Source organism: Pseudomonas sp. GCEP-101, assembly GCF_025133575.1.
In the GTDB taxonomy this organism is placed as follows: Bacteria; Pseudomonadota; Gammaproteobacteria; order Pseudomonadales; family Pseudomonadaceae; genus Pseudomonas; species Pseudomonas nitroreducens_B.
In genome coordinates, this window is sequence record NZ_CP104011.1 from 2,893,587 (window position 1) to 2,920,486 (window position 26,900).

Annotated in this window: 23 protein-coding genes; 11 read left to right on the forward strand and 12 right to left on the reverse strand. The window is 66.9% G+C overall.

What is annotated here, in order from left to right:
* A complete protein-coding gene (locus tag N0B71_RS13265) occupies positions 1 to 1,728 on the forward strand; it encodes a PTS fructose-like transporter subunit IIB (RefSeq protein ID WP_259759298.1) in 1,728 nt (575 codons plus the stop codon).
* A 304-nt stretch (positions 1,729 to 2,032) separates the two neighbouring features.
* On the opposite strand, the gene N0B71_RS13270 is transcribed toward N0B71_RS13265, so the two are convergent.
* From N0B71_RS13270 to arnB, 8 genes are read right to left on the reverse strand one after another with little or no spacing between them, the layout of a single operon-like run.
* On the reverse strand, positions 2,033 to 3,415 hold the full coding sequence (locus N0B71_RS13270) for a UDP-glucose dehydrogenase family protein (protein ID WP_259759299.1): 1,383 nt from the start codon (positions 3,413 to 3,415) through the stop codon (positions 2,033 to 2,035).
* 41 nt (positions 3,416 to 3,456) lie between these two features.
* Positions 3,457 to 3,885 (reverse strand): 4-amino-4-deoxy-L-arabinose-phosphoundecaprenol flippase subunit ArnF, encoded by a 429-nt coding sequence (arnF, locus tag N0B71_RS13275; protein ID WP_169888331.1) that lies wholly within the window; start codon positions 3,883 to 3,885, stop codon positions 3,457 to 3,459.
* On the reverse strand, positions 3,882 to 4,226 hold the full coding sequence (arnE, locus tag N0B71_RS13280) for a 4-amino-4-deoxy-L-arabinose-phosphoundecaprenol flippase subunit ArnE (RefSeq protein WP_259759300.1): 345 nt from the start codon (positions 4,224 to 4,226) through the stop codon (positions 3,882 to 3,884). Before arnE ends, arnF begins: the two co-directional genes overlap by 4 nt.
* Positions 4,223 to 5,869 (reverse strand): lipid IV(A) 4-amino-4-deoxy-L-arabinosyltransferase, encoded by a 1,647-nt coding sequence (gene arnT, locus N0B71_RS13285; RefSeq protein ID WP_259759301.1) that lies wholly within the window; start codon positions 5,867 to 5,869, stop codon positions 4,223 to 4,225. Before arnT ends, arnE begins: the two co-directional genes overlap by 4 nt.
* The gene (gene arnD / locus N0B71_RS13290) at positions 5,866 to 6,753 is read right to left on the reverse strand and encodes a 4-deoxy-4-formamido-L-arabinose-phosphoundecaprenol deformylase (RefSeq protein ID WP_259759553.1); all 888 of its coding nucleotides are present in this window, start codon (positions 6,751 to 6,753) and stop codon (positions 5,866 to 5,868) included. The genes arnT and arnD overlap by 4 nt, the downstream gene beginning before the upstream one ends.
* Positions 6,750 to 8,768: a bifunctional UDP-4-amino-4-deoxy-L-arabinose formyltransferase/UDP-glucuronic acid oxidase ArnA gene (gene arnA, locus N0B71_RS13295; RefSeq protein ID WP_259759302.1), complete on the reverse strand. Its 2,019-nt coding sequence runs from the start codon at positions 8,766 to 8,768 to the stop codon at positions 6,750 to 6,752. The genes arnD and arnA overlap by 4 nt, the downstream gene beginning before the upstream one ends.
* Positions 8,765 to 9,769: an undecaprenyl-phosphate 4-deoxy-4-formamido-L-arabinose transferase gene (gene arnC, locus N0B71_RS13300; RefSeq protein WP_259759303.1), complete on the reverse strand. Its 1,005-nt coding sequence runs from the start codon at positions 9,767 to 9,769 to the stop codon at positions 8,765 to 8,767. The genes arnA and arnC overlap by 4 nt, the downstream gene beginning before the upstream one ends.
* Positions 9,770 to 9,776: 7 nt before the next feature.
* Positions 9,777 to 10,916 carry a UDP-4-amino-4-deoxy-L-arabinose aminotransferase gene (gene arnB / locus N0B71_RS13305; RefSeq protein ID WP_259759304.1) on the reverse strand — a complete coding sequence of 380 codons (1,140 nt, stop codon included), beginning with the start codon at positions 10,914 to 10,916 and terminating at the stop codon, positions 9,777 to 9,779.
* Positions 10,917 to 11,194: 278 nt separating this feature from the next.
* Between arnB and N0B71_RS28160 the strand changes: the two genes are divergently transcribed.
* The 4 genes from N0B71_RS28160 (at position 11,195) to N0B71_RS13330 (ending at position 15,649) form a co-directional block, all read left to right on the forward strand.
* The gene (locus N0B71_RS28160) at positions 11,195 to 13,237 is read left to right on the forward strand and encodes an aminotransferase class I/II-fold pyridoxal phosphate-dependent enzyme (RefSeq protein ID WP_311197239.1); all 2,043 of its coding nucleotides are present in this window, start codon (positions 11,195 to 11,197) and stop codon (positions 13,235 to 13,237) included.
* A 68-nt stretch (positions 13,238 to 13,305) separates the two neighbouring features.
* Positions 13,306 to 14,091, forward strand: coding sequence for a transporter substrate-binding domain-containing protein (locus N0B71_RS13320; protein WP_259759305.1), 786 nt, complete (start codon positions 13,306 to 13,308; stop codon positions 14,089 to 14,091).
* 84 nt (positions 14,092 to 14,175) lie between these two features.
* Positions 14,176 to 14,886: an ABC transporter permease gene (locus N0B71_RS13325; protein ID WP_259759306.1), complete on the forward strand. Its 711-nt coding sequence runs from the start codon at positions 14,176 to 14,178 to the stop codon at positions 14,884 to 14,886.
* Positions 14,887 to 14,899: 13 nt separating this feature from the next.
* The gene (locus tag N0B71_RS13330) at positions 14,900 to 15,649 is read left to right on the forward strand and encodes an ABC transporter permease (RefSeq protein ID WP_259759307.1); all 750 of its coding nucleotides are present in this window, start codon (positions 14,900 to 14,902) and stop codon (positions 15,647 to 15,649) included.
* A 72-nt stretch (positions 15,650 to 15,721) separates the two neighbouring features.
* Here N0B71_RS13330 and N0B71_RS13335 read toward each other — a convergent pair whose 3' ends face one another.
* Positions 15,722 to 16,345, reverse strand: coding sequence for a TetR/AcrR family transcriptional regulator (locus tag N0B71_RS13335; RefSeq protein ID WP_259759308.1), 624 nt, complete (start codon positions 16,343 to 16,345; stop codon positions 15,722 to 15,724).
* Between the two features lie 104 nt (positions 16,346 to 16,449).
* On the opposite strand from N0B71_RS13335, the gene N0B71_RS13340 reads away from it, so the two are divergent.
* The gene (locus N0B71_RS13340; protein WP_259759309.1) at positions 16,450 to 17,463 is read left to right on the forward strand and encodes a succinylglutamate desuccinylase/aspartoacylase domain-containing protein; all 1,014 of its coding nucleotides are present in this window, start codon (positions 16,450 to 16,452) and stop codon (positions 17,461 to 17,463) included.
* Positions 17,464 to 17,570: 107 nt separating this feature from the next.
* Here the strand turns inward: N0B71_RS13340 and N0B71_RS13345 are convergent, their stop codons facing one another.
* The 3 genes from N0B71_RS13345 to N0B71_RS13355 all read right to left on the reverse strand — a co-directional run bounded on the left by N0B71_RS13345 (position 17,571) and on the right by N0B71_RS13355 (position 21,177).
* Positions 17,571 to 18,014: an REP-associated tyrosine transposase gene (locus N0B71_RS13345; protein ID WP_259759310.1), complete on the reverse strand. Its 444-nt coding sequence runs from the start codon at positions 18,012 to 18,014 to the stop codon at positions 17,571 to 17,573.
* Positions 18,015 to 18,193: 179 nt separating this feature from the next.
* Positions 18,194 to 19,777, reverse strand: coding sequence for a peptide chain release factor 3 (locus N0B71_RS13350; RefSeq protein WP_259759311.1), 1,584 nt, complete (start codon positions 19,775 to 19,777; stop codon positions 18,194 to 18,196).
* Between the two features lie 128 nt (positions 19,778 to 19,905).
* Positions 19,906 to 21,177: a cation:proton antiporter gene (locus N0B71_RS13355; RefSeq protein WP_259759312.1), complete on the reverse strand. Its 1,272-nt coding sequence runs from the start codon at positions 21,175 to 21,177 to the stop codon at positions 19,906 to 19,908.
* Between the two features lie 424 nt (positions 21,178 to 21,601).
* On the opposite strand from N0B71_RS13355, the gene N0B71_RS13360 reads away from it, so the two are divergent.
* The 5 genes from N0B71_RS13360 to N0B71_RS13380 all read left to right on the forward strand — a co-directional run bounded on the left by N0B71_RS13360 (position 21,602) and on the right by N0B71_RS13380 (position 26,872).
* Entirely contained in the window at positions 21,602 to 22,318 is a 717-nt protein-coding gene (locus N0B71_RS13360; RefSeq protein ID WP_259759313.1) for an ABC transporter permease, read from the forward strand.
* Between the two features lie 11 nt (positions 22,319 to 22,329).
* A complete protein-coding gene (locus N0B71_RS13365) occupies positions 22,330 to 23,268 on the forward strand; it encodes a glycine betaine ABC transporter substrate-binding protein (RefSeq protein ID WP_259759314.1) in 939 nt (312 codons plus the stop codon).
* A gap of 1 nt (position 23,269) precedes the next feature.
* Positions 23,270 to 23,935 (forward strand): ABC transporter permease, encoded by a 666-nt coding sequence (locus N0B71_RS13370; RefSeq protein ID WP_259759315.1) that lies wholly within the window; start codon positions 23,270 to 23,272, stop codon positions 23,933 to 23,935.
* A gap of 2 nt (positions 23,936 to 23,937) precedes the next feature.
* A complete protein-coding gene (locus N0B71_RS13375) occupies positions 23,938 to 25,104 on the forward strand; it encodes an osmoprotectant ABC transporter ATP-binding protein OsmV (protein ID WP_259759316.1) in 1,167 nt (388 codons plus the stop codon).
* A 604-nt stretch (positions 25,105 to 25,708) separates the two neighbouring features.
* Complete coding sequence (locus N0B71_RS13380; protein WP_088421176.1) at positions 25,709 to 26,872, forward strand: type III PLP-dependent enzyme; 1,164 nt, start codon at positions 25,709 to 25,711, stop codon at positions 26,870 to 26,872.
* The last annotated feature ends 28 nt before the right edge of the window (positions 26,873 to 26,900 follow it).

A 26,900-nucleotide genomic window follows, 5' to 3' on the forward strand; every position in this document is an offset into this window, starting at 1 on the left:
ATGAACCTTGCCTTGATCACGGCCTGCCCCAACGGCCAGATTTCCAGCGTGCTCAGCGCCCGCCTGCTGCGTGCGGCGGCCGAGCGCCTGGGCTGGTCGGTGTGTGTCGAACAGATCGACCCGCAACATCCGGAACGCCGCCTGAGCGACGGCCAGATCGCCGCCGCCGACTGGGTACTGGTGGTGAGCACGCAGCCGCTGGAGCTGTCGCGCTTCGCCGGCAAGCGCCTGGTGCAGGCGCGCCCGGCCGAGGCGCTGGCCGAGCCGGCGGTGTTCCTCCAGCGTGCCGCGCAGGAGGCGACGCTCTGGCAGCCCGGCGAGCCATCGGAGGCGCCGCGCGCGGCGAAGATCGTCGCGGTGACGGCCTGCCCGACCGGCGTGGCGCATACCTTCATGGCCGCCGAAGCACTGCAGCAGGCGGCGCAGCAGATGGGCATCGCGTTGCGGGTGGAAACCCAGGGCTCGGTAGGCGCGCGCCAGCCGTTGAGCGCGGCAGAAATCGCCGCGGCGGACGTGGTGCTGCTGGCGGCGGACATCGAGGTGAATCCCGAGCGCTTCGCTGGCAAGCGCATCTTCCGCTGCGGCACGGGCGTTGCGCTGAAGCAGCCGCAGGCGACCCTCGAGCGGGCGTTGAAGGAAGCGACGACCGAGTCCGCCTCTTCTGCTGGCGGCGGCGCGGCGCCGACAAAAAATGAAGCGCGCGGCGTCTACAAGCACCTGCTCACCGGCGTGTCGTTCATGTTGCCGATGGTGGTGGCGGGCGGCCTGCTGATCGCGCTGTCGTTCGTCTTCGGCATCGAGGCCTTCAAGCAGCCGGGCACCCTGGCGGCGGCGCTGATGCAGATCGGCGGCGACGCGGCTTTCAAGCTAATGGTGCCGATGCTCGCGGGCTACATCGCCTGGTCCATCGCCGACCGCCCGGGCCTGGCGCCGGGGATGATCGGCGGCCTGCTGGCCAGTACGCTGGGCGCGGGGTTCCTCGGCGGCATCGTGGCCGGCCTGCTCGCGGGCTACTCGGCGCGGGCGATTGCCCAGTGGCTGCCGCTGCCGGCCAGCGTTGCGGCGCTCAAGCCGATCCTGATCATTCCGCTGCTGGCCAGCCTGTTCACCGGGCTGGTGATGATCTACGTGGTGGGTTCGCCGGTGGCGGCGATGATGAGTTCGCTCACCGACTTCCTCGCTGGCATGGGCACCACCAATGCCATCCTGCTCGGCCTGCTGTTGGGCGGGATGATGTGCGTGGACCTCGGCGGGCCGATCAACAAGGCGGCCTACGCCTTCTCCGTCGGCTTGCTCGCTTCGCAGAGCTATGCGCCGATGGCGGCGGTGATGGCCGGCGGCATGGTGCCGCCCATCGGCATGGGCATCGCCACGCTGCTGGCGCGACGCAAGTTCGCCCAGAGCGAGCGCGAGGCCGGCAAGGCCGCGCTGGTGCTGGGGCTGTGTTTCATCTCCGAGGGCGCGATCCCCTTTGCCGCCAAGGACCCGCTGCGGGTGATCCCGGCGAGCATCGCCGGTGGCGCACTGACTGGCGCGCTGTCGATGCTGTTCGGCTGCAAGCTGCTGGCGCCCCATGGCGGGCTGTTCGTGCTGCTGATCCCCAACGCGATGAACCACGCGCTGCTGTACCTGCTGGCGATTGCCGCCGGCAGCGTGGTGACCGGGGTGCTGTATGCGCTGCTCAAGCGCGGCGAGGCGGCGCCGATGATGGCGATGGGGCAGGTGTAGAGCGGGATTTGCCGTGGCTGTGGACTCCGCGAGTGGCACCGGCGCGATGCGGACCTATCGCGGACGGAGTCCGCTCCTGCGCATCCTCAGCACCGAGGTGGCGGATAACCCGTTCCGGGTTATGCGCCCTACGGGGCCGTGGGTCGATGTTCGCGAGCATGGCTCGCTCCTACAGGAAGACAGCGGAGTTCGCCTGTAGGAGCGAGCCATGCTCGCGAACCGCCCAGCGCAGAGGCGGGCCATGCCCGCGAGCGCGCCCCATGCCTCTCCGAAACCGGCGCGCTCCTACAGCTCAAGGCTGCAATCAGGCGCTGCGTCGGTGACGTTCTTCGACGGCCTGCGCCGGTACCGGCAGGCGGTGCGAGTCGCCGCGGCCCATGGGGAAGTACTCGAAGCCGTAGCGCGCCACGCGCTCGGGATCGAACAGGTTGCGCCCGTCGAAGATCACCGGGGCTTTCAGGCGGCTGGCCAGCAGCTCGAAGTCCGGCGCCTTGAATTGCCGCCACTCGGTGCAGATCACCAGCGCGTCGGAGCCACCCAGGGTGGCTTCCGGCGTGCCCATCAGGGTCAGGCGTTCATCATGGCCGTACAAGCGCTGCGCTTCGGGCATGGCCTCGGGGTCGAACGCACGCACCTGCGCGCCGGCCGCCCACAGGGCTTCCATCAGCGTGCGACTGGGTGCGTCGCGCATGTCGTCGGTGTTGGGCTTGAACGACAGGCCCCAGAGCGCGAACGTGCGGCCCTTCAGGTTGCCGCCGTAGTAGCTGTGGATGCGCTCGAAGAGCTTGTTCTTCTGCCGCTGGTTGACCGCTTCCACGGCGCGCAGCAGGTCGTTCGAGCAGTGCGCTTCCTCGGCACTCTGGATCAGCGCCTGCACGTCCTTGGGGAAGCACGAGCCGCCGTAGCCGCAGCCCGGGTAGATGAAGTGGTAGCCGATGCGCGGGTCGGCGCCCATGCCCTGGCGCACCGCCTCGATGTCGGCGCCCAGGTGCTCGGCCAGCTCGGCCATCTGGTTGATGAAGCTGATCTTGGTGGCGAGCATGCAGTTGGCGGCGTACTTGGTCAGTTCGGCGCTGCGCAGGTTCATCGCGATGATGCGGTCATGGTTGCGGTTGAACGGCTCGTAGATCTCGCGCATCAGCGCCATGCTGTCCGGGCGTTCGCAGCCGATGACGATGCGGTCGGGCTTGCGGCAGTCGGCCAGGGCTGAGCCTTCCTTGAGGAATTCGGGGTTGGAGACGATATCGAAGTCCAGGCTGCGGCCTTCTTCGGCGAGCACCTGCTGCACCCGTGCGCGCACGCGATCGCCGGTGCCCACGGGCACCGTGGACTTCTCGACCAGGATCACCGGCTGCGTGCGGTGGCGGGCGATGCCTTCCGCCACGGCCAGCACGGCGCGCAGGTCGGCGGAGCCGTCGGCCTGCGGGGGCGTGCCCACGGCGATGAACTGTACGCGACCATGGGCGGCCGCCTCGGCGACGTCGCTGGTGAAGCGCAGGCGTCCGGCTTCGAGGTTGTCCTTCACCAGCTCGGCCAGGCCCGGTTCGAAGATGCTGATCTGGCCGCGCTTGAGCTTGGCGATCTTGTCCTCGTCGATGTCCATGCACAGGACGTCGTGGCCCACTTCGGCCATCACCGCGGCCTGCACCAGGCCGACATAACCGATTCCGAATACGCTGATTTTCATGGTGTTCGCTCTCCCGCAAAGGGACGTGAAACGAGATGGAGTCAGTCGAACTGCGCGCGCTCGGAGGGAGCGTCACTGGGTTTGATGACGGTTGTTCTGTCGGGACGGCGGGGCGCGTTGATCGCGATCACGCCGGCGATCACCAGGGCGACGCCCAGGGTGCGCGGCAGGCTCAGGGGTTCGCCGAAGCCCGGCAGCACGGCGGCGCCGAGGTAGACGAGGGCATAGCTGAGACTCAGCAGCGAATAGGCGCGGCTGAGCGGCAGGTGGTTGAGCGCGAGCAGCCAGCAGAGCATCGACAGGGCGTAGGCCAGCACCGCGCCGGCCAGTGCCAGCAGGGCGGCGAGGTCGAGCTGCGCCAGGTCGAAGGGCCAGTGCGCGGGCAGGCGCGTCATGCTCCAGCGCATGCCCAGCTGCGCGCTGCTGACCAGCAGGACGCTGCCCAGGGCGAAGGCGATGCCGCGCTTCATGCGTGCATCCCCAGCAGGGCGACGCCGCCGACGATCAGCGCCACGCCGAACCAGTGGCGGGCGTCGATGCGCTCGCCGAACAGGCGGCTGGCCAGCAGCGTCACCAGGACGAAATTCAGGCTCAGCATGGGGTAGGCGACGCCCACTTCCAGGCGTTGCAGCACCAACAGCCAGAGCAGCAGGCCGCCGCCCAGGCTGGCGATGGCCAGCAGCAACCAGGGCGAGAAGAGTTTCGCCGCGATGCCGGCCGGCCCATCGCGCCAGCTCTCCACGGCGAACTTCTGCGCCAGCTGGCCCAGGCAGGTGAGCAGGCAGACGCCGGCCAGCAGCAGGGCGGTCATGGCGAGGCCTGCGGGATCAGCAGGACCACCAGGTGGTTCTGCCGGTAGCTGATGGCGTCGCTGGGCAGCATCGCCAGTTCCGCTTCGTCGCTGGCGCTGTTGACGCGCATGACCACGCCGATGGTGCCCGCGGCGCGGTTGCGTTCGAGCCAGGCATGGATGTCCTTGGGCGCGATGCTGCGGCCCTGGCCTTCGGGGTAACCCAGGCCGAACTTCAGCTCGCCTTCGGTGTTGAACAGGGTGATGTCGCTGCGCTGGGTGCGCCAGGCCAGGGCAGTGGCGGCGCCCAGGTCGTTGCTCAGCAGGCTGCGCGCGCCCTTGAGTTGCTCCAGGTGCTCGGCAATGAACTGGTCGGGCATCTTGCTGTTGACCATCTTGTTCGGCATCGCGTTGGGCACCAGCGCCACCAGCAGCCAGGCGGCGAAGGCCGGGGCGGCCCAGTAGCGAGTGGGCTGCAGCAGTTGCAGCAGTCCTGTGAGCAGCCAGACGACGCAGACCAGGGCGACCATCAGCACGCTGGGCAGTTCGTCGTGGTACTGCGGGTGGCGCGCCTGCAGGAACAGCAGGCCGGCCAGCGCGCTGCTGCCCAGCAGCAGGTTGAGCGCGCCGTTGAGTTTCAGGGCGAGCGGCTTGCCCTGTTGCAGGGCGCGGCCGATGGCGTCGGCCATCAGCAGGGCCAGCGGGGCGAAGCAGGGCATGATGTAGGTCGGCAGCTTGCCCTTGGACAGGCTGAAGAACAGGAAGGGCATGGCGAACCACAGCACCAGGAACAGCTGCTTCGAGTCGCGCCAGCCTTTCACCCCGTTGCGCAGCGCCGGGAAGATCAGCACCGCCCAGGGCAGGGCGCTGGCGAACAGCAGCGGCACGAAGAACCAGATCGGCCGGCCGTGCTGGGCGTCCTCGGCGGCGAAGCGGCGGATGTGTTCGTTCCAGAAGAAGAAGTCCCAGAACTCCGGTTCGCGGGCGTGGATCAGCAGTGCCCAGGGCGCGCTGACCAGCACCGCCACCAGCACCGCCAGCGGCCCGTAGCGCAGCAGGTCGCCCAGGCGTTTCTGCAGCAGCGCGTAGGGCACGCCGACGATCACCGGCAGCAGGAAGGCGAGGAAGCCCTTGGTCATCAGGCCGAAGGCGCAGGCTGCGCCGAGCAGGCTCCAGGCGGCGAAGCGCCCCCGCGCGGTGCTGGCGTCGAAGGCGAACCACAGCGCGCCGAGGCTGAGGTTCACGCACAGGGTGAACTGCGGGTCGAGGTTGGCATAGCCGGCTTGGCCCGCGATCAGCCCGAAACTCAGGTACAGCGCGCCCGCGGCCCAGGTGCGGCGCGGATCGTTCCACAGCCGGCGCGCCACCAGGATCACCAGCAGGGTGCTCAGCGCCGTCACCAGCGCGGAGCCGGCGCGCACGCCGAACAGGTTCTGGCCGAACACCGCCTGGCTGATTGCGGTCAGCCAGTAGCCGCCGGTGGGCTTCTCGAAATAGCGCAGGCCGAGCAGGTGCGGGGACACCCAGTCGCCGCTCTGCAGCATGGCCTGGGCGATCTGCGCGTTGCGCGACTCATCGGGAATCCACAGGCCGTGGAAGGCCGTCGGCAGCAGGATGCACAGCACCAGGGCGGCGAGCAGCGACGGGTAGGCCAGGCGCTTCATGCGTGCTGCACCCCCAGCCAGCCTTCGCGGCCGGCCAGTTCGCCGCGCACCAGGCGGGCAACGGGCAGAGAGGTCGGGTCGTCCGGCAGCAGCCGGCCCAGCGGGACGAAGCGGATGCCGCCGGCCCGTGCCTGGGCCAGCAAGCGGCGGAAGTCGTGGGCCATGAGAATGCCCTCGACCTCGGCGTGGATGGTGTACACGTTCAAGGCGTCCATGTCGAAGCGGGAAAGGATGTAGTCGTTGAAGGCGGACGGCGCCACCTGCGGGCCGACCACTTCATCGAAGGTGGGCATGTCCACCGGAATCTGCGGGGTGCCGGCGCGGCCGTCGGCCAGGCGCGGGCGGAACAGCGAGCGGCCGCGGCAGTCGCTGTTGTAGCGGAAGCCGAAGCGCTCCTTGGCCTCCACGGTGCGCTCGTCGGCGCGCCAGCCGGCCACGGCCGAGCATTCCACGGGGTTGCCGAGGATGTCGGCGAGGGTGTCGACCCCGCGGCGGATCTGCTGCTCCAGTTGCGGCGCGCTCCAGCGACCGGCGTTGGCCTGCCAGCCGTGGTGATCCCAGGCGTGCAGGCCGACTTCGTGGCCGGCGTCCTGGGCGCGCCGCATCAGGTGGCCCAGGTCGCGGCCGATCGGCTTGCCCGGCCAGGCGGTGCCGGCCAGGAGGATGTCCCAGCCGTAGAGCCCGGCGGCGTTGGAGCGCAGCATCTTCCACAGGAACTGCGGACGGATCAGGCGCCACAGGTGGCGGCCCATGTTGTCCGGGCCGACACTGAAGAAGAAGGTCGCCTTGACGTCGGCTTCCTCGAGCATGTCCAGCAGCCGCGGCACACCGTCACGGGTGCCGCGGTAGGTGTCCACGTCGATGCGCAGTCCTGCCCGCATCAGGCGATGCTTTTCAGCGGGACGGCATGCGGTTGGCCGCCGACACGCTCGGCCAGGGCTTCGCGCAGGAAGAAGTCCAGCGTCTTGCCGATGGTCTCGGACAGCTCGACGGTGGGCTGCCAGTCCAGCAGGCGGCGGGCGTTCTCGATGCTCGGCTTGCGGTGCGACACGTCCTGGTAGCCGTCGCCGTAGAAGCTGCGGCTCTCCACTTCGCGGAAGCCGGCAAAGGGCGGGAACTGGTCGCGCAGCGGGTGGGCCTCGAACTGGCGCAGCAGCTCCTGGCCCAGCTGGCGGATGCTGGCTTCGTTGTCCGGGTTGCCGATGTTGATGATCTGCCCGTCGCAGCGGCCGCCTTCGTTGTCGATGATGCGCGCCAGCGCTTCGATGCCGTCGTCCACGTCGGTGAAGCAGCGCTTCTGCTCGCCGCCGTCGACCAGGCGGATCGGCGTGCCTTCCACGAGGTGCAGGATCAGCTGGGTGATGGCGCGGGAGCTGCCGATGCGCGCGGAGTCCAGGCGGTCCAGGCGCGGGCCCATCCAGTTGAACGGACGGAACAGGCTGAACTTCAGGCCCTTCTGGCCGTAGGCCCAGATGACGCGGTCGAGCAGTTGCTTGGAAACCGAGTAGATCCAGCGCTGCTTGTTGATCGGGCCGACGATGAGGTTGGAGGTGTCCTCGTCGAAGCTGGCGTCGGTGCACATGCCGTACACCTCGGAGGTGGACGGGAAGATCACGCGCTTGTTGTATTTGACGCAGTAGCGGACCAGCTTGAGGTTTTCCTCGAAGTCCAGCTCGAACACGCGCAGCGGGTTGCGGGTGTATTCGATCGGGGTGGCGATGGCCACCAGCGGCAGGACCACGTCGCACTTCTTGATGTGGTACTCGATCCATTCGGTGTGGATGCTGATATCGCCTTCGACGAAGTGGAAGTCCGGGTTGCCCTTCAGGCGCTCGATGGCGTCTGAGCCGATGTCCAGGCCGTAGACCTCGTAGTTGCCGTCACGCAGCAGGCGCTCGGAGAGATGGTTGCCGATGAAGCCGTTGACGCCGAGGATCAGCACGCGGGTCTTGCGCTTGGGCTTGCCGGTGGCGCCGTGCAGGCGCGAGCCCTCCACCAGGCCCATTTCACGGGCCAGCTGCGGGCCGGCGAGGAACAGGCCGCTGTCGCCCTGCTGGCCGGAGAGGATTTCCAGCGAGTCTTCACCACAGGCGATGCGCAGCGGATCGACCGAGAGCACCGAGCCGGGCGCCTTGCCGTTGTTGCCGGCGGCGACGCGCGAGCTCCAGACGATCAGCTTGCGATCACCCACCGGGGCGAAGGCGCCGGGGTAGGGCTGGGTCACGGCGCGCACCAGGTTGTGCAGTTCGCGGGCCGGGCGCTTCCAGTCGAGCAGGCCGTCGGCCGGGGTGCGGCGGCCGAAATAGCTGGCGCGGGATTCGTCCTGGGCGACTTCCTGCAGCTCACCGCGCGCCAGGCGCGGCAGGGCGGCGGCGAGCAGCTCGCGGGTGGCCTCGCGCAGCTTGCCGTGCAGCTCCAGGGCGGTGTCGTCGGCGCCGATGGCGACGCTCTGCTGGGCGAGGATGCCGCCGGCATCGGCGCGCTTGACCATGCGGTGCAGGGTCACGCCGGTCTCGGTCTCGCCGTTGACCAGCACCCAGTTCGCCGGGGCGCGGCCGCGGTAGCGCGGCAGCAGCGAGCCATGCAGGTTGTAGGCGCCCTTGGCGGCGCAGGCCAGCAGCTCTTCGCTGAGCAGGTGGCGGTAGTAGAAGGAGAAGATGTACTGCGGCTGCAGTTCGCGGATGCGCGCGACCCACAGCGGGTGGTTGACGTCTTCCGGCGCATGCACCGGGATGCCACGGCGGGCGCAGAGCTGGGCGACGGAGCCGTAGAAGCGGTTTTCCTTGGGATCGTCGGCATGGGTGAAGACGGCGTCGATCTGGTAACCGGCGGCGAGCAGCGCTTCGATGCCGGCGCAGCCGAAGTCGTGATAGGCGAAGACGATGGTCTGCTGGGTCATGGCTGGATGGACTCGAAAGAAGGGGAGGAAGAGGGAATCGACGCGAGCGGCGCCTCGTTGCGGACGATGCGCTCGATGAAGAAGCGGGGGCGGGCACGGACGTCGTTGTACATGCGGCCCAGGTACTCGCCGAGCAGGCCCATGCCGACCAGCTGCACGCCGGTGAACATGAACAGCACGGCGAACAGCACGAACACCCCGTGGCCGGCCCAGGCGGCGCCGAACAGCAGGCGCAGCACCAGCAGCATCAGGGCGAAGGCGAAGCCGGCCGCCGCCATGCCGCCGCCGACGAAGGACAGCAGGCGCAGCGGCGAGGTGGTCATGCAGGTGACCAGGTCGAACATCAGGTTGATCAGGCGCAGGAAGTCGTACTTGGACTCACCGTGCTCGCGCTCGGCGTGGGCGACCATGATCTCGCTGGTGTGCCGGGCGAAGCTGTTGGCCAGGATCGGGATGAAGGTGCTGCGCTCGCGGCAGGCCAGCATCGCCTTGACGATGCTCGCGCGGTAGGCGCGCAGCATGCAGCCGTAGTCGCTCATGGCGACGCCGGTGGAGCGCTGCACGGCGAGGTTGATCAGCTTCGACGGCCAGCGGCGCAGGGCCGAATCCTGGCGTTGCTGGCGCACGGTGCCGACCACGTCGTAGCCCTTGGCGGCCTCGGCGACCAGGCGCGGGATTTCTTCGGGCGGGTTCTGCAGGTCGGCGTCGAGGGTGATTACCAGGTCGCCCTGGCACTGCTCGAAACCGGCCATGATCGCGGCGTGCTGGCCGTAGTTGCGGTTGAGGATCACCGCCACCACGTGGCTGCCCGGCGCCTCGGCGGCTTCCTGCAGCAGGTCGGCGGAGCTGTCGCGACTGCCGTCGTCGATCAGCACGATCTCGTAGTCGCGGCCCAGCTGCTCGCAGGCCGCGGTGGTGCGGCGCAGCAGCTCGGGCAGGCTGGCCTGTTCGTTGTACACCGGGATGACGATGGACACGCGATGGATCGGATAGGGTTTCACGAGAGGCTTACCGAATCAGGGTTTCGATGGCGTCGACCACACGGTCCTGGTCGGCCTGGGTCATGTCGGGGAACAGCGGAATGGACACGATTCGCGAGGAGTTCCATTCCGTGTTGGGCAGCTGCACGTGCGGGTAGCGCTGGCGGTAGTAGCTGTGCAGATGGCTGCCGATGAAGTGGATGCCGGTGCCGATGCCGCGTTGCTGCAGGCCCTGCATGAAGGCGTCGCGGTCGATGCCGCAGCGCTCTTCGTCGATGCGCAGGATGTACAGGTGCCAGGCGTGGTGCTGCGGGTAGTCCGGCAGTGCCAGCGGTTGCACCGGCAGGTGCGCCAGGCGCTGGGCGTAGGCGCCGGCCAGCTCGGCGCGGCGGGCGTTGATCGCTTTCAGCTTCGGCAACTGCACCAGGGCGATGGCGGCGTTGATGTCGGTGAGGTTGTACTTGAAGCCCGGCTCCACCACCTGGGCCTGCGGCTTGCGGCCGTGGGTCAGGCGGTCGTAGGCGTCGACGCCCAGGCCGTGGAACTTCAGGGTGCGCACGCGGTTGGCGAGGAGTTCGTCGTCGGTGACGAACATGGCGCCTTCGGCGCAGGTGAGGTTCTTGATGGCGTGGAACGAGAAGATCGCGGTGCCGCGCTGGCCTACCGGACGACCACGGTAGAAGGTGCCGGCGGCGTGGGCGGCGTCCTCGATCACGGCGATGCCATGGCGCAGGGCGAGTTCGTCGATCGGGTCCATGTCGCAGGCGGCGCCGGCGTAGTGCACCGGGATGATCGCGCGGGTGCGCGGGGTGATCGCGGCCTCGATGCGCGCGGCGTCGGTCATCAGGGTGTCGCGGTCGACATCGACGAACACCGGCGTGGCGCCCAGCAGGGTGATCATGTTGACGGTGGACACCCAGGTCTGCGACGGGGTGATCACCTCGTCGCCCGGGCCGATGCCCAGGGCCATCAGCGCCAGGTGCATGCCGCCGGTGGCCGACGACAGCGCCACGGCGTGGCGGCAGCCGATGGACTGGGCGAATTGCTGTTCCAGTTCCGCGTTCTTCGGCCCGGTGGTGATCCAGCCCGAGCGCAGGACGTCGTTGACTGCCTGGATCTCCTCGTCGCCGATGCTGGGGCGGGAGAAGGGAAGGAAGGGCATTTCCATGTGGTGTTCCAAAGGCCGTGCCGGCTCTGTCAGGGGGTAAGAGAACGCTACTGGGAAGTTCGTTAAGAAGGCGTTAAGTGGATGTCGGGTTTCCGTTGGTCGGCCGAACATGCGACATGAAGCACCCGAAGATGGGTGGAGTGGTGGACGAACTGTCTGAAAACGACGTAGGAGTTGTCGCGAATCGCTGTTGAACACTCGTTCATCCTTGGCTATGGTGGCCCAACGCTCCTGCGCACCCTTCGCAGGACACTCCGTCATTCGGATGAGGCCCTTGCATGCGTTATTCGTCGCTTGTGGACAGGATGGTCGGACCCGGCGTTGCCGCCTGGGACATTCACTACGCCGCCATCGCCGCCCAGCGTGCCGGCCGCGACGTTATCGTGCTCAGCGTCGGCGACCCCGATTTCGCAACTCCGGACTTCATCACCGAGGCCGCCGTTTCCGCCTTGCGCGACGGCGACACCCATTACAGTGATGTAGCTGGCAAACCCGCTTTGCGCCAGGCGATAGCCGCCCTGCATGAGCGGCGTTTCGGCCAGCAGGTCGGTGCCGGGAACGTCATCGTCGTCGCCGGGGCGCAGAACGGCCTGTTCGCCGCCGCGATGTGCCTGCTGGAGAAGGGCGACGAGGTCATCACCTTCGATCCCATCTACGTCACCTACGAAGCCACGCTTAAGGCCACCGGCGCGGTGCTGGTCGGCGTGCCGACCCGCCCGGAAAACGGCTTTCGTCCGCTGGCCGCCGACATTGCCGCGGCCATCACCCCGCGCAGCAAGGCGATCTTCCTCGCCAACCCGAGCAACCCCACCGGCGTGGTGCTCAGCCGCGACGAGTTGCTCGGTATCGCCGAGCTGGCCCGCGCCCATGATCTCTGGGTCGTGGTGGACGAGGTCTACGAGGGCCTGACCTTCGAGCGCGAACACCACAGCTTCGCCGCGCTGCCGGGGATGGCCGAGCGCACCCTGAGCATCGGCAGCCTGTCGAAATCCCACGCCATGACCGGCTGGCGCGCCGGCTGGATCGTCGCCAACGAAACCCTGGTCGGGCACCTGGAAAATCTTGCCCTGAACATGTTCTACGGCCTGCCGGGTTTCGTGCAGGAGGCGGCGCTCGCGGCGGTGCAACGCCACGACGAGGTGGTGGCGGCGATGCGCGAGATCTACCGGCGCCGACGTGACCTGGTGGTCGCCGCGCTGAGCGATTGCCCGCGCTTGAGGGTGCTGTCGCCCGAAGCCGGCATGTTCGTCATGGTCGATGTGCGCGCCACCGGCCTCAGTTCGCTGGAGTTTTCCTGGCAACTGTTCCACGCCACCGGCGTGTCGGTGCTCGACGCGGCGGCCTTCGGCCCGCAGGCGGAGGGCTTCGTGCGGCTGTCGTTCGGCCTGAGCGACGAGAGCATGGCGGAGGCGTGTGCGCGGATCATCCGCTTCGTCGAATCCCTTCCGGCGAAGGCCAGTAGCGTAGGAGCGGACTCCGTCCGCGATATCTCACCAACCGCGGCGGGTCGCGGGCGTGGCCCGCTCCTACAAGAGCCGACGCAGCCCACGAACAAGCCGGTCATCGAAGTGCGCGACATCCACAAGCGCTTCGGTGAGTTCGAGGTGCTCAAGGGCGTGTCGCTGTCGGCGCGCGAGGGCGAGGTGATCTCGCTGATCGGCGCCAGCGGCTCGGGCAAGAGCACCCTGCTGCGCTGCATCAACATGCTGGAGATTCCCAACCAGGGCTCGGTCACCGTCAGCGGCGAAACCATCGCGCTGACCCGCAACCGTCACGGCGAGCCGGCGGTGGCCGACCAGAAGCAACTCACCCGCATCCGCTCGCAGCTGGGCATGGTGTTCCAGAGCTTCAACCTGTGGCCGCACCGTACCGTGCTGGAAAACCTGATCGAGGCGCCGACCTTCGTCCTCCACGAGAGCAAGGCCGAGGCCCGCGAGCGCGCCGAGGCGCTGCTGGAGCGCGTCGGCCTGGCCGAGAAGCGCCACGAGTACCCGGCCTTCCTCTCCGGTGGCCAGCAGCAGCGCGTGGCCATTGCCCGGGCGCTGGCCGTGCGGCCGAAAGTCATGCTGTTCGACGAGCCGACCTCGGCGCTGGACCCGGAACTGGTGGGCGAAGTGCTGAAGGTGATCCGCTCGCTGGCCGAAGAGGGGCGCACCATGATCCTGGTGACCCACGAAATGGCCTTCGCCCGCGATGTGTCCAGCCATGTGGCGTTCCTCCACAAGGGGCTGATCGAGGAGGAGGGCACCGCCGAGGACGTCTTCCAGCGGCCGCGCAGCGAGCGCTGCCGGCAGTTCGTCAACGCGCACCAGAATCGCTGACCGATGCCGCGCAATCGGCGCATCGATGAGCGTGACCCAACACGACTAAAACAAGGCAGGGGATCACGATGAACAAGAAAGGTCTGTGCAATCTGATGGTGGGTGCGGCGATGCTGATGGCCGGCGTGGCGAGCGCCCAGGCCGAGACGATCCGCTTCGCCCTGGCCGCCGAACCCTATCCGCCGTTCTCGCAGAAGCAGCCTGACGGCAGCTGGGTCGGCTTCGAGCCGGACCTGATCCGCAAGGTCTGCACCGAGATGAAGGCCACCTGCGAGATCGACGAAGTGGCCTGGGACGGCATCATCCCGGCGCTGCTGGCGAAGAAGATCGACGTGATCTTCAACTCCCTGTCGATCACCGAGGAGCGCGAGAAGCAGATCGCCTTCAGCCGCCCCTACTACGACACCCCAGTGGCCATCGCCGCGCCGCAGGCGGTGGACGTGCAGGTCAGCCCCGAGGGCCTGAAGGGCAAGACCATCGGCGTGCAGATCTCCACCGTCAGCTCCAACTACCTGAAGAAGTACTACGAGAAGATCGCCGACGTGCGCTACTACGACACCCAGGATTCGGTGAACGCCGACCTGGTGGCCGGGCGCATCGACCTGATGATGGCCGACGGCATCGCCGTGGCGTCCTTCGTCAAATCCCCGGATGCCCAGGCCGCCGGCATCGTCAACAAGGGCGAGGTGAAGTACGACCCGATCTTCGGGCGCGGCGTCGGTGCCGGCCTGCGCAAGGACGATACGCAGCTGAAGGCGAAGATGGACGCGGCCATCGGCAAGCTGCTCGCCAGCGATGACTACAAGGCGCTGTCGGACAAGTACTTCGGCATGAGCGTCGCGCCCAAGCAGTGACCCCGGCGCGAGCCACTCCCGCGCCCGCGCGCCGCTGAACAGGCGCGCGGGTACGACCCTGAGCCTCCCATCCCGGAGACGGCCATGCAAAGCATCTTCGACCTGATCGGCTTCGGCCCTACCGGCTGGGGCCCGGCCCTGCTCAAGGGACTGCTGGTGACCCTGCAGATTTCCGTCGGCGCCTTCCTCGTTGGCCTGCTCATCGGCCTGGCCGCCGCCAGCGCCAAGATCAGCGGGCCGCGGCCATTGGCGGCGCTGGCGCGCGGCTACACCACGCTGTGCCGCGCGGTGCCGGAGCTGCTGCTGATCCTGCTGCTGTTCTACGTCGGCTCCATGGGCCTGAACCAGTTCTTCGAATGGCTCGGCTACGGCCAGGTGAAGCTCAACGGCATGATGGTGGCCATCGTCGTGCTGGGCCTGGTGCAGGGCGCCTACGCGTCGGAGATCTTCCGCGGCGCCATCCAGTCGATTCCCTACGGCCAGATCGAAGCGGCGCGCGCCTATGGCATGCACGGCTTCGGCCTGTTCCGCCGGGTGACCCTGCCGATGATGGCGCCCAACGCCCTGGCGGGCATGGCCAACCTGTGGGTCAACCTGATCAAGGACAGCGCGCTGATCAGCGTGGTGGGCACCAACGAGTTGCTCTACACCGCCAAGCAGGCCGCCGGTTCGACCCGCCACTACCTGACCTTCTACCTCACCGCGGCGGCGCTCTATTACGTGCTCACCGTGCTGTCCAACCTGTTCGCGGGCTACCTGGAGCGGCGTTTCCGCCGCTGGATTCCGGCGGTTTGAGCGAGGCGCGGCAATGAACGAACACTGGCTATTCGTCTACGGTGCCCTGCTGCTCAAGGGCCTGGGCACCACGTTGATCATCCTGCTGATTTCCGCCTCGCTGGGCTTCGTGCTGGCGCTGGGGGTAGCGCTGGCGCGGATGTCGCGCAACTTCCTGGTCTCGCGCCTGGCGCTGGCGTACACCAGCGTGATCCGTGGCACGCCGCTGCTGGTGCAGATCTACATCTTCTACTATGGCCTGGGCAGCCTGTTCGCGCAGTTCCCGCTGATCCGCGGCAGCTTCCTCTGGCCCTACCTGCGCGATGGCTTCTGGTACATCGTCATCGCCCTGGTGCTTTCGGTCGGCGCCTACGTCGGCGAGGTGGTGCGCGGTGGCCTGAAGGCCGTGCCGCGCGGCGAACTGGAGGCCGCCTCGGCGTTCGGCATGAATCGCACGCTGGTGCTCTACCGGGTGTGGCTGCCACGGGCGATCCGCCTGTTGCTGCCGACCCTGGCGGGGGAGAGCGTGATGCTGCTCAAGTCCACCGCGCTGGCCTCCACCATCGCCGTGGTCGACCTGCTCGGCGCCGCCAACGTGGTGCGCGCGCAGACCTTCCAGGTCTACCAGCCGCTGCTGCTGGTGGCGGCCATCTACATCTGCCTGACCTTCATCATCGAGGCGTTGTTCGCCGTGCTGGAGCGCGCCACGCCGGTGCGCCGCGAGGCGCAGAAGCCGACGCAGCGCTCATGGCTGGCCAGGCGCCGTGCGAGGACGGCAGTTTGAGATTTCAGGGCTCGCGTGCTGGAGCGGCGCCCAACGGCATCCCACCGACGCGCCGCAGATCGTTGCCGTGCCTCATGCATAGGCGCCGCGGCGCAGCCCTTCCACCCAGCAGCGGCTGAGTTCTAGGCCGTCGGCGGCGCTGAAGTTGGTCGGGTTCAGGCACCACTCCAGCCACAGGCCGTCGAGCATGGCGGAGAGGCCGATGGCGGCCAGGCGCGGGCGCGCCACGCTGAAGCCTTCGGCGTGGGCGAGCTCGCTGATGAGTTTTTCCAGGATGGCGAGGTAGCTGTGGTACCCGCGTTCGTGCGCCTCGTTCACCGGCGGCGAGTGGCGGATCAGGCTCCAGAACACCACCCAGGGGCTAAGCAGGTCGGGGTCCAGCACCTGGGGCGAAAAGGAGCCGGTGAGGAAGGCTTCCATGCGCGCGGCCGGGTCGTTGCCGACGGCGTCGACCTGCTGGTAGAGCGCCTGGGTGACCTCGCTGGCGAGGGTCTCGTAAGCCTGGGCGACCAGCGCGTCGATGCTGCCGAAATGGTGGTTCACCAGGCCCACGGCGACGCCGGCCTCCTTGGCGATGCGGCGCACCGAGATGCCCGCGTGGCCATCGGCGACCAGGCACTTGAGGCAGGCGCGCACGAGATGGTCGCGGCGTTCCTCGGGTGTGGCGCGCTGGGCTTTCTGGCGGGGGATATCCACGGGCGGTTGTCCTGTGTGGCGGGGCCGGTGTGCGGCGAACGGCTTCGATACTAGGAGGCGTGGGGGAAGATTTCCACGGGCGATTCGGACAGAGGAGAGGATGGATGATCGATGACGTATCGTTCAGCGTGCCCGGTGATTCCGGCGCTGAGCTTCGCGTGCGCGCCTGGCGTATCGACGGCGGCAAGCCGGGGCCGGCGGTGCACCTGCAGGCCGGCGTGCACGCCGATGAAATCGCCGGGATGCTGGTGCTTCACGAACTGCTGCCGCGCCTGCGCGATGCCGCCTCGCGCGGTGTGCTCAACGGCAGTGTGACGGTGGTGCCGCAGGCCAATCCCCTGGGCACCGGGCAGTTCCGCCAGGGACGGATTCTCGGCCGACATCACGACGCGACCGCGCGCAATTTCAATCGCGGCTTCATCGCTTCGGCGGCCGCGAGCGGCACGCTGGACAACCTCACACTGTGGCAGAAGCGCCTGGCCGAACTGGCCGCGCCGGCGGACATCGTGCTCGACCTGCACACCGACGACGAGGCGCTGCAATACCTGTACGTGCACGAGTGCTTCTGGCCCGCCGCCCAGGACCTGGCCGCGGCGCTGCGCGCGGAGCTGGCGATCATCTGGGAAGGCGACGGCGACGGCGCCTTCGAAGAGGTGGTGATTGCGCCGTGGCTGGCCGAGCAGCGTTTCGCCGGGCGCCTGGTGGCGACGGTGGAACTGCGCGGGCAGGGCGACGTCAGCGATGCGCTGGCGCAGCAGGATGCCGATGGGCTCTATCGCTTTCTTGGCGCCCGCGGCGTGGTCAGCGACGCGGGGCCGTTGCCGGAGTGGAAAGGTGTCGCCACGCCCATGGGCTTCATGGAAACCGTGTTCGCCCCGGCGGCGGGCGTGCTGGTGTTCGAGCGGGAGCTGGGCGAGTGGATCGAGGCGGGCGAACGCTTCGCCCGGATCATCGCCCGTCCCGGCGATGCCGGCAGCGAGCACATCCTGCGCGCGCCGCAGAGCGGGCTGCTCGCCACCCGCTATCGCGACCGGCTGATCCCCCAGGGCGCCATCGCCGCCAAGTTGACGGGCGGCACGATGTCCAGCACCTGGAGTTCGGGGGCGCTCGATCCGTGAGGGCTGCTTTTCGTAGGAGCGAGCTTGCTCGCGAACCCAGGCTCCGCGGCAGGGACTGTTCGCGAGCAATAACGACGGCGTCCCCCTCGCTCCTACAAGGCTATACGTCACAGCCAGGCGGCGTTCCAGAAGGGATAGTCTCGAACAGAGCGGACAAGTCCAGCGCGAACGGGATTGGCGACCAGGTAGCGGGCTGCGGTTTTCAGATCTTCGTCACGGCGCAAGGCGTGATCGTGATAGCCGGATTGCCAGACTTTGCCTGTGCGCTTCAGGGCTCTGTTGAACGAGACGGCAGTGAGGGATTTCAGCTGTTGCATGAAGTCGCTCAATGAGCCGCTCTCGAGTTGGACCAGGCAATGCAGATGATCTGGCATCAACACCCAGGCGAGGAGTTTGGCGTGTGTCAGCTGGTGAAGCCCGCGGGCGACCGAACAGCATGCGTTCCATTGCACGAATAGCGGTTCACGTTGATAGGTAACGGTGGTCACCAGATATATCTGCCCTTCGAGCGAATGACGTCCGTTGCGCAAATGCTTGCCGTGAAATCCCATCGCCAAACCCTCTCGCAAACCAGCGCCAAGGTTTGCAGAGGAGGCAGGGGCTGACTGTAGGAGCGAGCTTGCTCGCGAACTTGCGGGGTCCTGTTCGCGAGCAAGCTCGCTCCTACGAAAAGCAGTGCGGCGCAAATGAAAACGCCCGCACAAGGCGGGCGTTTCGGTGAGCGGCGAACTCAGTGGTGTTCGCGGGTGGCGCGGAAGGTGATGTCCGGCCAGCGCTCTTCCATCAGGCTCAGGTTGACGCGGGTCGGGGCCAGGTAGGTGAGGTGGCCGCCGCCGTCCACGGAGAGGTTCTCGAACGCCTTGTCCTTGAACTCCTTGAGCTTCTTCTCGTCCTTGCACTCGATCCAGCGCGCGGACCAGACGTTGATCTGTTCGTAGGCGCACTCGACCTTGTATTCCTCCTTCAGGCGGCTGGCGACGACGTCGAACTGCAGCACGCCGACGGCGCCGAGGATGATGTCGTTGTTGCGCTCGGGGAAGAACACCTGGGTGGCGCCTTCCTCTGCCAGTTCCTGCAGGCCCTGGCGCAGCTGCTTGGACTTGAGCGGGTCCTTCAGGCGTACGCGGCGGAACAGTTCCGGGGCGAAGTGCGGGATGCCGGTGAAGCCCAGCGCCTCGCCTTCGGTGAAGGTGTCGCCGATCTGGATGGTGCCGTGGTTGTGCAGGCCGATGATGTCGCCGGCATAGGCTTCTTCCAGTTGCTCACGCTCGCTGGAGAAGAAGGTCAGCGCATCGGCGATCTTCACGTCCTTGCCCAGGCGCACGTGGCGCATCTTCATGCCCTTCTCGTACTTGCCCGAGCAGATGCGCATGAAGGCGATGCGGTCGCGGTGCTTGGGGTCCATGTTCGCCTGGATCTTGAACACGAAGCCTGAGAACTTCTCCTCGGTCGGTGCCACGGTGCGTTCGTGGGCGCCGCGCTCCAGCGGTTGTGGGGCCCAGTCGACGATGCAGTCGAGCACCTGGTCGACACCGAAGTTGCCCAGCGCGGTACCGAAGAACACCGGGGTCATCTCGCCCTTCAGGAAGGCGTCCTTGTCGAACTCGTGGCAGGCGCCCTGCACCAGTTCCAGCTCTTCGAGGAAGTTGTCGTAGAGGTCGCCCAGGTGCGCGCGCGCCTCGTCCGAGTCGAGTTTGTCGATGATCTTCGTCTCGATGCGCTCGTGGCCGTGGCCCGGCACGTAGACGATGATCTTGTCCTGGGCGAGGTGGTACACGCCCTTGAAGTCGCGGTAGCAGCCGATCGGCCAGGTGATCGGCGCGGCCTTGATCTTCAGCACCGCTTCGATCTCGTCGAGCAGCTCGATGGGGTCGCGGATGTCGCGGTCGAGTTTGTTGATGAAGCTGACGATGGGCGTGTCGCGCAGGCGGCAGACTTCCATCAGGGCGATGGTGCGCGGCTCTACACCCTTACCACCGTCGAGGACCATCAGCGCCGAGTCCACCGCGGTCAGGGTGCGGTAGGTGTCTTCGGAGAAGTCTTCGTGGCCGGGGGTGTCGAGCAGGTTGATCATGTGCTCGCGGTAGGGGAACTGCATCACCGAGGTGGTGATGGAGATGCCGCGCTGCTTCTCCATTTCCATCCAGTCGGAGGTGGCGTGGCGGTCGGATTTGCGCGACTTCACGGTACCGGCGACGGCAATCGCCTTGCCCATCAGCAGGAGCTTCTCGGTAATGGTGGTCTTACCGGCGTCGGGGTGGGAAATGATCGCGAACGTGCGGCGCTTCGCGACTTCGGCGGCTTGGATGCTCATGGATGGGTGCCTGGTCGATTCGGTGAAGACGGGCGGCAAGCGGCCCGAAAAGCGCGGGATTATAGCGTAAACCGCAGCGTCGCCGGCAGACCCGGCGACGCAAGGCTTGCGGACCCTGTCGGGCGCCGTCAGTGCTGGCTGTCGGCGGCCGGCTCGGTGCCCTGGTAGAGGCGCCGCACGAGGGGGCCGATGGACAGGCCCTGGAACAGGATGGACACCAGCACCACGACGTAGGTCAGGCTGAGGATCAGGTCGCGCTGCTCGCCCAGGGGCAGGGACAGCGCCAGTGCCACCGACACGCCGCCGCGCAGGCCGCCCCAGACGAGGATGCGGATGGTGCCGGCGGGCACCTGGCGGCGGCCGTTCTCCCGCTGGCGCAGCACTAGGATGGCCGGGGCCACGGTGAGCAGGCGCGAGATCAGCACCGCGCCGCCGAGGGCGAAGGCGGCCACCACGTGCAGCCAGTTGAACGGCAGCAGGAGCAGCTCCAGGCCGATCAGGGCGAACAGCAGGGCGTTGAGGATCTCGTCGATCAGCTCCCAGAACTTGTCGATGTAGCGCCGCGTCTCGTCGGACATGGCGTAGTGGCGCGCCTGGTTGCCGATGATCAGGCCGGCCACCACCATGGCGATCGGCGCGGACACGTGCAGCCGCGCCGCCAGCGCCGCGCCGCCGATCACCAGGGCCAGGGTGAGCATCACCTCCACCTGGTACTGGTCGATGCCGCGCATCATCAGGAATACCCCATAGCCCAGCGCCGCGCCGAACAGCACGCCACCGATGGCTTCCTGCACGAACAGCCAGGCGATGGAGGACACGGTGGGCGTCTCGCCGGCCAGCAGGATGCCCAGCAGGATGGTGAACACCACCACGGCGGTGCCGTCGTTGAACAGCGACTCGCCGACGATGGTGGTGGCCAGCGGCTTGGGCGCGCCGGCGGACTTGAGGATGCCCAGCACGGCGATGGGGTCGGTGGGCGAGATCAGTGCGCCGAACAGCAGGCAGTAGATGAAGTCCACGTGCCAGCCGAACAGGGCGAAGGTGTAGTACGCCAGGTAGCCGATCACGGTGGTGGCGATCAGCACGCCGAAGGTGGCCAGCAGGCCGATGGGCCACTTGTAGTTGCGCAGGTCGGCGAGGTTCACGTGCAGCGCGCCGGCGAACAGCAGGGCGGGCAGGAACCAGGTCATCAGCACGTCGGAGAAGTCGATGCGGCTGATGATCTGCTGCATCTCGACCTCCAGCACCGGATAGCCCAAGAGCGACATGCCCTGGGCGATGAAGGAGAACACCAGGGCGGTGGCCATGACGCCGATGGTCGGCGGCAGGCGGATGAAGCGGTAGTTGACGTAGGTGAGCAGGGTGGTCAGCGCGATGAACGCCGCGGCCAGATCGAGCATGGCGATGAATCTCCTTGGTAGGCAAGACGCCGGCCCCGAGTGACCTATCCATGGGTCGGGGGCACGCGAAAGGAAGCCCGATGATAACCGCTGGGGGCGGCCGCCGGGCGCATTCGGCGTTGGGCAAGGCGCGAATGCCGATGGTTCAGCGCCATCCGCGTTTTTTTTGAAAGAAAACGTGTCGCCCACAGCCCCCGGATCACGGGCGCTGCCGCCGATTCAGCCGCTGCGCAATGGCAGAAGGATGGCAGTTTTATTGAACGCAACGGCACGCAGGAGGGTCCATCCCTTCGTGTCGGCAATCCGCAAGTGCTTGATTCCCGTCACCTTTAATCACGGTCCCCACTAGCATTCTGGACGGGATCGAGCGTCAAGTGAGCGTGGCGATGCCAGTCGCCGCGCACCCGAAGGGAGTCCCCCAACCATGGTGAAAACCACCACGGGCAAGGCCCTGTTCGGCGTCTGCTTCGCAGTCGTTGTGCTGGCCCTGCTGATCCACTGGATCACCCCCGCCACCCTGTGGCAGTACCGCGAAGACCTGCTGTTCTACCTGCAGGCGCACCTGGTGCTGGTGTTCGCGTCCATGCTGGCCGCCGTCGCGGTCGGTATTCCCGCCGGCATCCTGCTCAGCCGGCCCGCGCTGCAGGGGCAGGCCGAGCGCCTGATGCAGGTGTTCAACGTCGGCAACACCATCCCGCCGCTGGCCGTGCTGGCCATCGCCCTGGCGATCGTCGGGATCGGCAACGGCCCGGCCATCCTCGCGCTGTTCCTCGCCTCGCTGCTGCCCATCGTGCGCAACACCTACGAAGGCCTGCGCGCCGTGCCCGCCTCGCTGAAGGAAGCCGCCACCGGCATCGGCATGACACCGCGCCAGGTGCTGCTGCGCGTCGAACTGCCCAACGCGGTGCCGCTGATCATGGGCGGCGTGCGCATCGCCCTGGCGCTGAACGTCGGCTCGGCACCGCTGGCCTTCCTGATCGGCGCCAACAGCCTCGGCAGCCTGATCTTCCCCGGCATCGCCCTGGACGACCAATCCAAGCTGCTGCTCGGCGCCGTGTGCACCGCGCTGCTGGCGCTGGTGCTCGACGGCCTGGTGGTGCTGTTCAGCCGCACGCTGCTGGAGCGGGGGCTGACACGATGAAAGGACTCGCCATGAAACCATTACTCGGCGCGCTGGGCGTGCTGCTTCTCGCCGCCACCGCCACTGCCCACGCGGCCGATGTGATCCGCATCGGCGGCAAGCCGTTCACCGAACAGCGCATCCTCACGGCCCTGACCGCGCAGTACCTGCAGAGCAAGGGCTACGCGGTGAAGGTCACTAACGGCCTGGGCAGCACCCTGGCGCGCAGTGCCCAGGAGAGCGGCCAGCTGGACCTGGTCTGGGAGTACACCGGCTCGTCGCTGATCGTCTACAACAAGGTCACCGAGAAGCTCGATGCCCAGCAGTCCCTGGCCAAGGTGCGCGAGCTGGACGCCAAGAAGGGCCTGGTCTGGCCCAAGCCCGCCCCGTTCAACAACACCTACGCGCTGGCGATGCCTGAGGAGAAGGCCGAGGAACTCGGCGTCCACACCCTGAGCGATCTGGCCCGGGTGATGAAGGAGCAGGGCGAGGGCAAGACCCACCTGTTCGCCATGGACCCGGAATTCGCCGGGCGCCCCGACGGCCTGGGACCGATGAGCCAGCTGTATGGCTTCCACTTCACCCGCGACGACGTGCGCCAGATGGATGCCGGGTTGGTCTACACCGCGCTGAAGAATCGCCAGGTGTTCGTCGGCCTTGTCTACACCACCGATGGCCGCCTGAAGGACTTCAAGCTGCGCGTGCTCAAGGACGACAAGCAGTACTTCCCCTTCTACAACGCCGCCCCGGTAATGCGCGCCGACCTGGTGGAGAAGCATCCGGAACTGAAGACCCTGTTCGAGCCCCTCTCCGACCTGCTCGACGACAAGACCATGCAGGCGCTCAACGCCCAGGTCGACATCGAGCAGGAGCCGCCGCAGCGCGTCGCCCGGAAGTTCCTGCGCGAGCATGGCCTGCTGGGCGAGAAGGCCAGGCCTGTCGAGGAACAACCTGCACAGGAGGAGAACTGACATGGACTTCATGACCGTGATCTCGCGCCTGGACTGGTCCCAGGTCGGCCAACTCACTCTTGAGCACCTGATGCTGGTGTCCATCGCCGTGGGCCTGGCCATCCTCGTCGGCGTGCCGCTGGGCGTGCTGATGACGCGCTTCAAGTGGCTCGCCGGGCCGCTGCAGGGCGCCGCCACCGTGGTGCTGACCATCCCGTCCATCGCGCTGTTCGGCCTGATGCTGCCGCTGTATTCGAAGATCGGCCAGGGCCTGGGCCCGTTGCCGGCGATCACCGCGGTATTCCTCTATTCACTGCTGCCGATCCTGCGCAACACCTACCTGGCGCTGACCAACGTCGAGCCCGGCATCCGCGAAGCCGGCAAGGGCATCGGCATGACCTTCTGGCAGCGCCTGCGGATGGTCGACATTCCCATCGCCGTGCCGGTGATCCTCGCCGGCGTGCGCACCGCCGTGGTGATGAACATCGGCGTGATGACCATCGCCGCAGTGATCGGCGCCGGCGGCCTGGGCGTGCTCATCCTCAATTCCATCAGCCAATCCAACATGCCCATGCTGGTGGTCGGCGCCGTGCTGGTGAGCCTCCTGGCGATCGCCGCCGACCTGCTGCTGCAATGGCTGCAGCGTGCGCTCACCCCCAAGGGCCTGCGCCCGCAGACAGGAGACTGAACATGATCGAACTCGACCAACTGACCAAGACCTTCACCCTCAAGGACGGCAAGGAGTTCCGCGCCGTGGACAAGGTCAGCCTGACCGTGGAGAAGGGCGAGATCTGCGTGTTCCTCGGGCCCTCCGGTTGCGGCAAGACCACCACGCTGAAGATGATCAACCGCATCATCCAGCCCACGTCCGGCCGCGTGCTGATCGATGGGCAGGACACCCGCGAGCTGGACGAGGTGACCCTGCGCCGGCACATCGGCTACGTGATCCAGCAGATCGGCCTGTTCCCCAACATGACCATCGAGGAGAACATCATGGTCGTGCCGCGCCTGCTCGGCTGGGACAAGCAGAAGTGCAAGGACAAGGCCCGCGAGCTGATGGCCATGGTCAAGCTCGAACCCAAGCAGTACCTGTCGCGCTACCCGCGCGAGCTTTCCGGCGGGCAGCAACAGCGCATCGGCGTGATCCGCGCGCTGGCGGCCGACGCGCCGCTGCTGCTGATGGACGAGCCGTTCGGCGCGGTGGACCCGATCAACCGCGAGTCGATCCAGAACGAGTTCTTCGAGCTGCAGCGCAAGCTGGGCATGACCGTGATCATGGTCAGCCACGACATCGACGAGGCGATCAAGCTCGGTGACAAGGTGGCGGTGTTCAAGAGCGGCCGGCTGCTCCAGTTCGACCATCCGGACACCCTGCTGGCGCACCCGGCGGACGAATTCGTCAGCGCCTTCACCGGCCAGGACAGCACCCTGAAGCGCCTGCTGCTGGTGCGCGCCGAGGATGCCGCCGACAGCAGCATCGTCACCGCCAGCCCGGAGACGCCGGTGGCCGAGGCGCTGGAGAAGATGGAGGAAGACGACCGCCGCTACCTGGTGGTGGTGGACGCCAACGGCAAGGGGCTGGGCTATGTGCGCCGCAAGGAGCTGCGTCGGCAGGACGGTGTGTGCGGCAACTTCCTCAACGAGTTCCGCGTCACCGCCAGCCACGACGAGCATTTGCGCATCCTGTTGTCGCGCATGTACGAGTTCAACAGCTCCTGGCTTCCGGTGCTGGATGCCGAGGGGCAATTCCTTGGCGAGGTGACGCAGGAGTCGATTGCCGATTACCTGAGTTCGGGGCGCTCGCGCGGCAGCAAGGGAATCATCGTGTCGCCGGCGGAGGTGGCGCAGGCTTCCTGAGGGTTTCCTGTGGGCGCGTGCCCCTCACCCTAACCCTCTCCCGGAGGGAGAAGGGACCGTCCGGAGTTTGTTGGCGGGCCAGCGTCAGCCTGTCCATCCGCGACAGACTTCCGGCCTGCTCGGGTTACCCCCTCTCCCTTTGGGAGAGGGCAGGGGTGAGGGGATGGCGTCCGCTCCGAAATTCCCGAAAAAATCCTCTCCCGCCCCACCCATCCTTATCAGCTGAACTCCCCCCTCTGTCACCGGTCGTTAACCCAGTAGGACGATGATGCAAAAGATCGTCGAAAGCCCCGTCCTGTGCGGTATTCCGTGCATTTTGTTGAGTATCCGAAACAGTCAACCGGCAGTGCGACAAAGGGATGTAAAAAAGCGGCAATCCAGGGTTGAACTCATGAACTTCAGGTCCTAAAGTTCGCGCCCGAACGTCCATGCTGGAAACGATCCATCCGGCTCAAGTACTGACGACGAGAGTCAGCCTGACTATTGAGCTCAGGTGATACTCGGCGACATGCCTTGGGAAGTAGGCGAACCAAAGTGGGGAAACGGATTCGACGTTCAGCTTCACCCCTACGAATAACCTGTTCTGCCATTTGGAGTCCCAACCATGTCCATCAAGGTCGAGGATTACTTCGCCCCCGAAACCTTCCAGCGCATGAAGGCTTTTGCCGACAAGCAGGAAACCCCCTTCGTCGTCATCGACAAGCAGACCATCGCCGACGCCTACGACCAGCTGACCGACTGCTTCCCCTTCGCCAAGATCTACTACGCGGTGAAGGCCAACCCCGCCACCGAGATCACCGAGCTGCTGCGCGACAAGGGGTCGAACTTCGACATCGCCTCCATCTATGAGCTGGACAAGGTGATGAAGACCGGCGTGCGCGCCGAGCAGATCAGCTACGGCAACACCATCAAGAAAGCCCGCGACATTCGCTACTTCTACGAGAAGGGCGTGCGCCTGTTCGCCACCGACTCCGAAGCCGACCTGCGCAACATCGCCAAGGCCGCGCCGGGCTCCAAGGTCTACGTGCGCATCCTCACCGAAGGCTCCACCTCGGCCGACTGGCCGTTGTCGCGCAAGTTCGGCTGCCAGTCCGACATGGCCATGGACCTGCTGGTGCTGGCCCGCGACCTGGGCCTGGTGCCCTACGGTGTGTCCTTCCACGTGGGTTCGCAGCAGCGCGACATCGGCGTGTGGGATGCGGCCATCGCCAAGGTCAAGGTCATCTTCGAGCGCCTGAAGGAAGAAGACGGCATCGAGCTGAAGCTGATCAACATGGGTGGCGGCTTCCCGGCCAACTACATCGCCAAGACCAACAGCCTGGAAACCTACGCCGAGGAAATCATCCGCTTCCTCAAGGAGGACTTCGGTGACGACCTGCCGGAAATCATCCTCGAGCCGGGCCGCTCGCTGATCGCCAACGCCGGCATCCTGGTCAGCGAAGTCGTGCTGGTGGCGCGCAAGTCGCGCACCGCGGTGGAGCGCTGGGTGTTCACCGACGTGGGCAAGTTCTCCGGCCTGATCGAAACCATGGACGAGTCCATCAAGTTCCCGATCCACGTGGAGAAGGCGGGCGAGCTGGAAGAAGTGGTCATCGCCGGCCCCACCTGCGACAGCGCGGACATCATGTACGAGCACTACAAGTACGGCCTGCCGCTGAACCTGGCTGCCGGCGACCGCCTGTACTGGCTGTCCACCGGCGCCTACACCACCAGCTACAGCGCGGTGGAGTTCAACGGCTTCCCGCCGCTGAAGGCGTTCTACCTGTAAGCCTTGCTGCACTGAAAAAGCCCCGCAT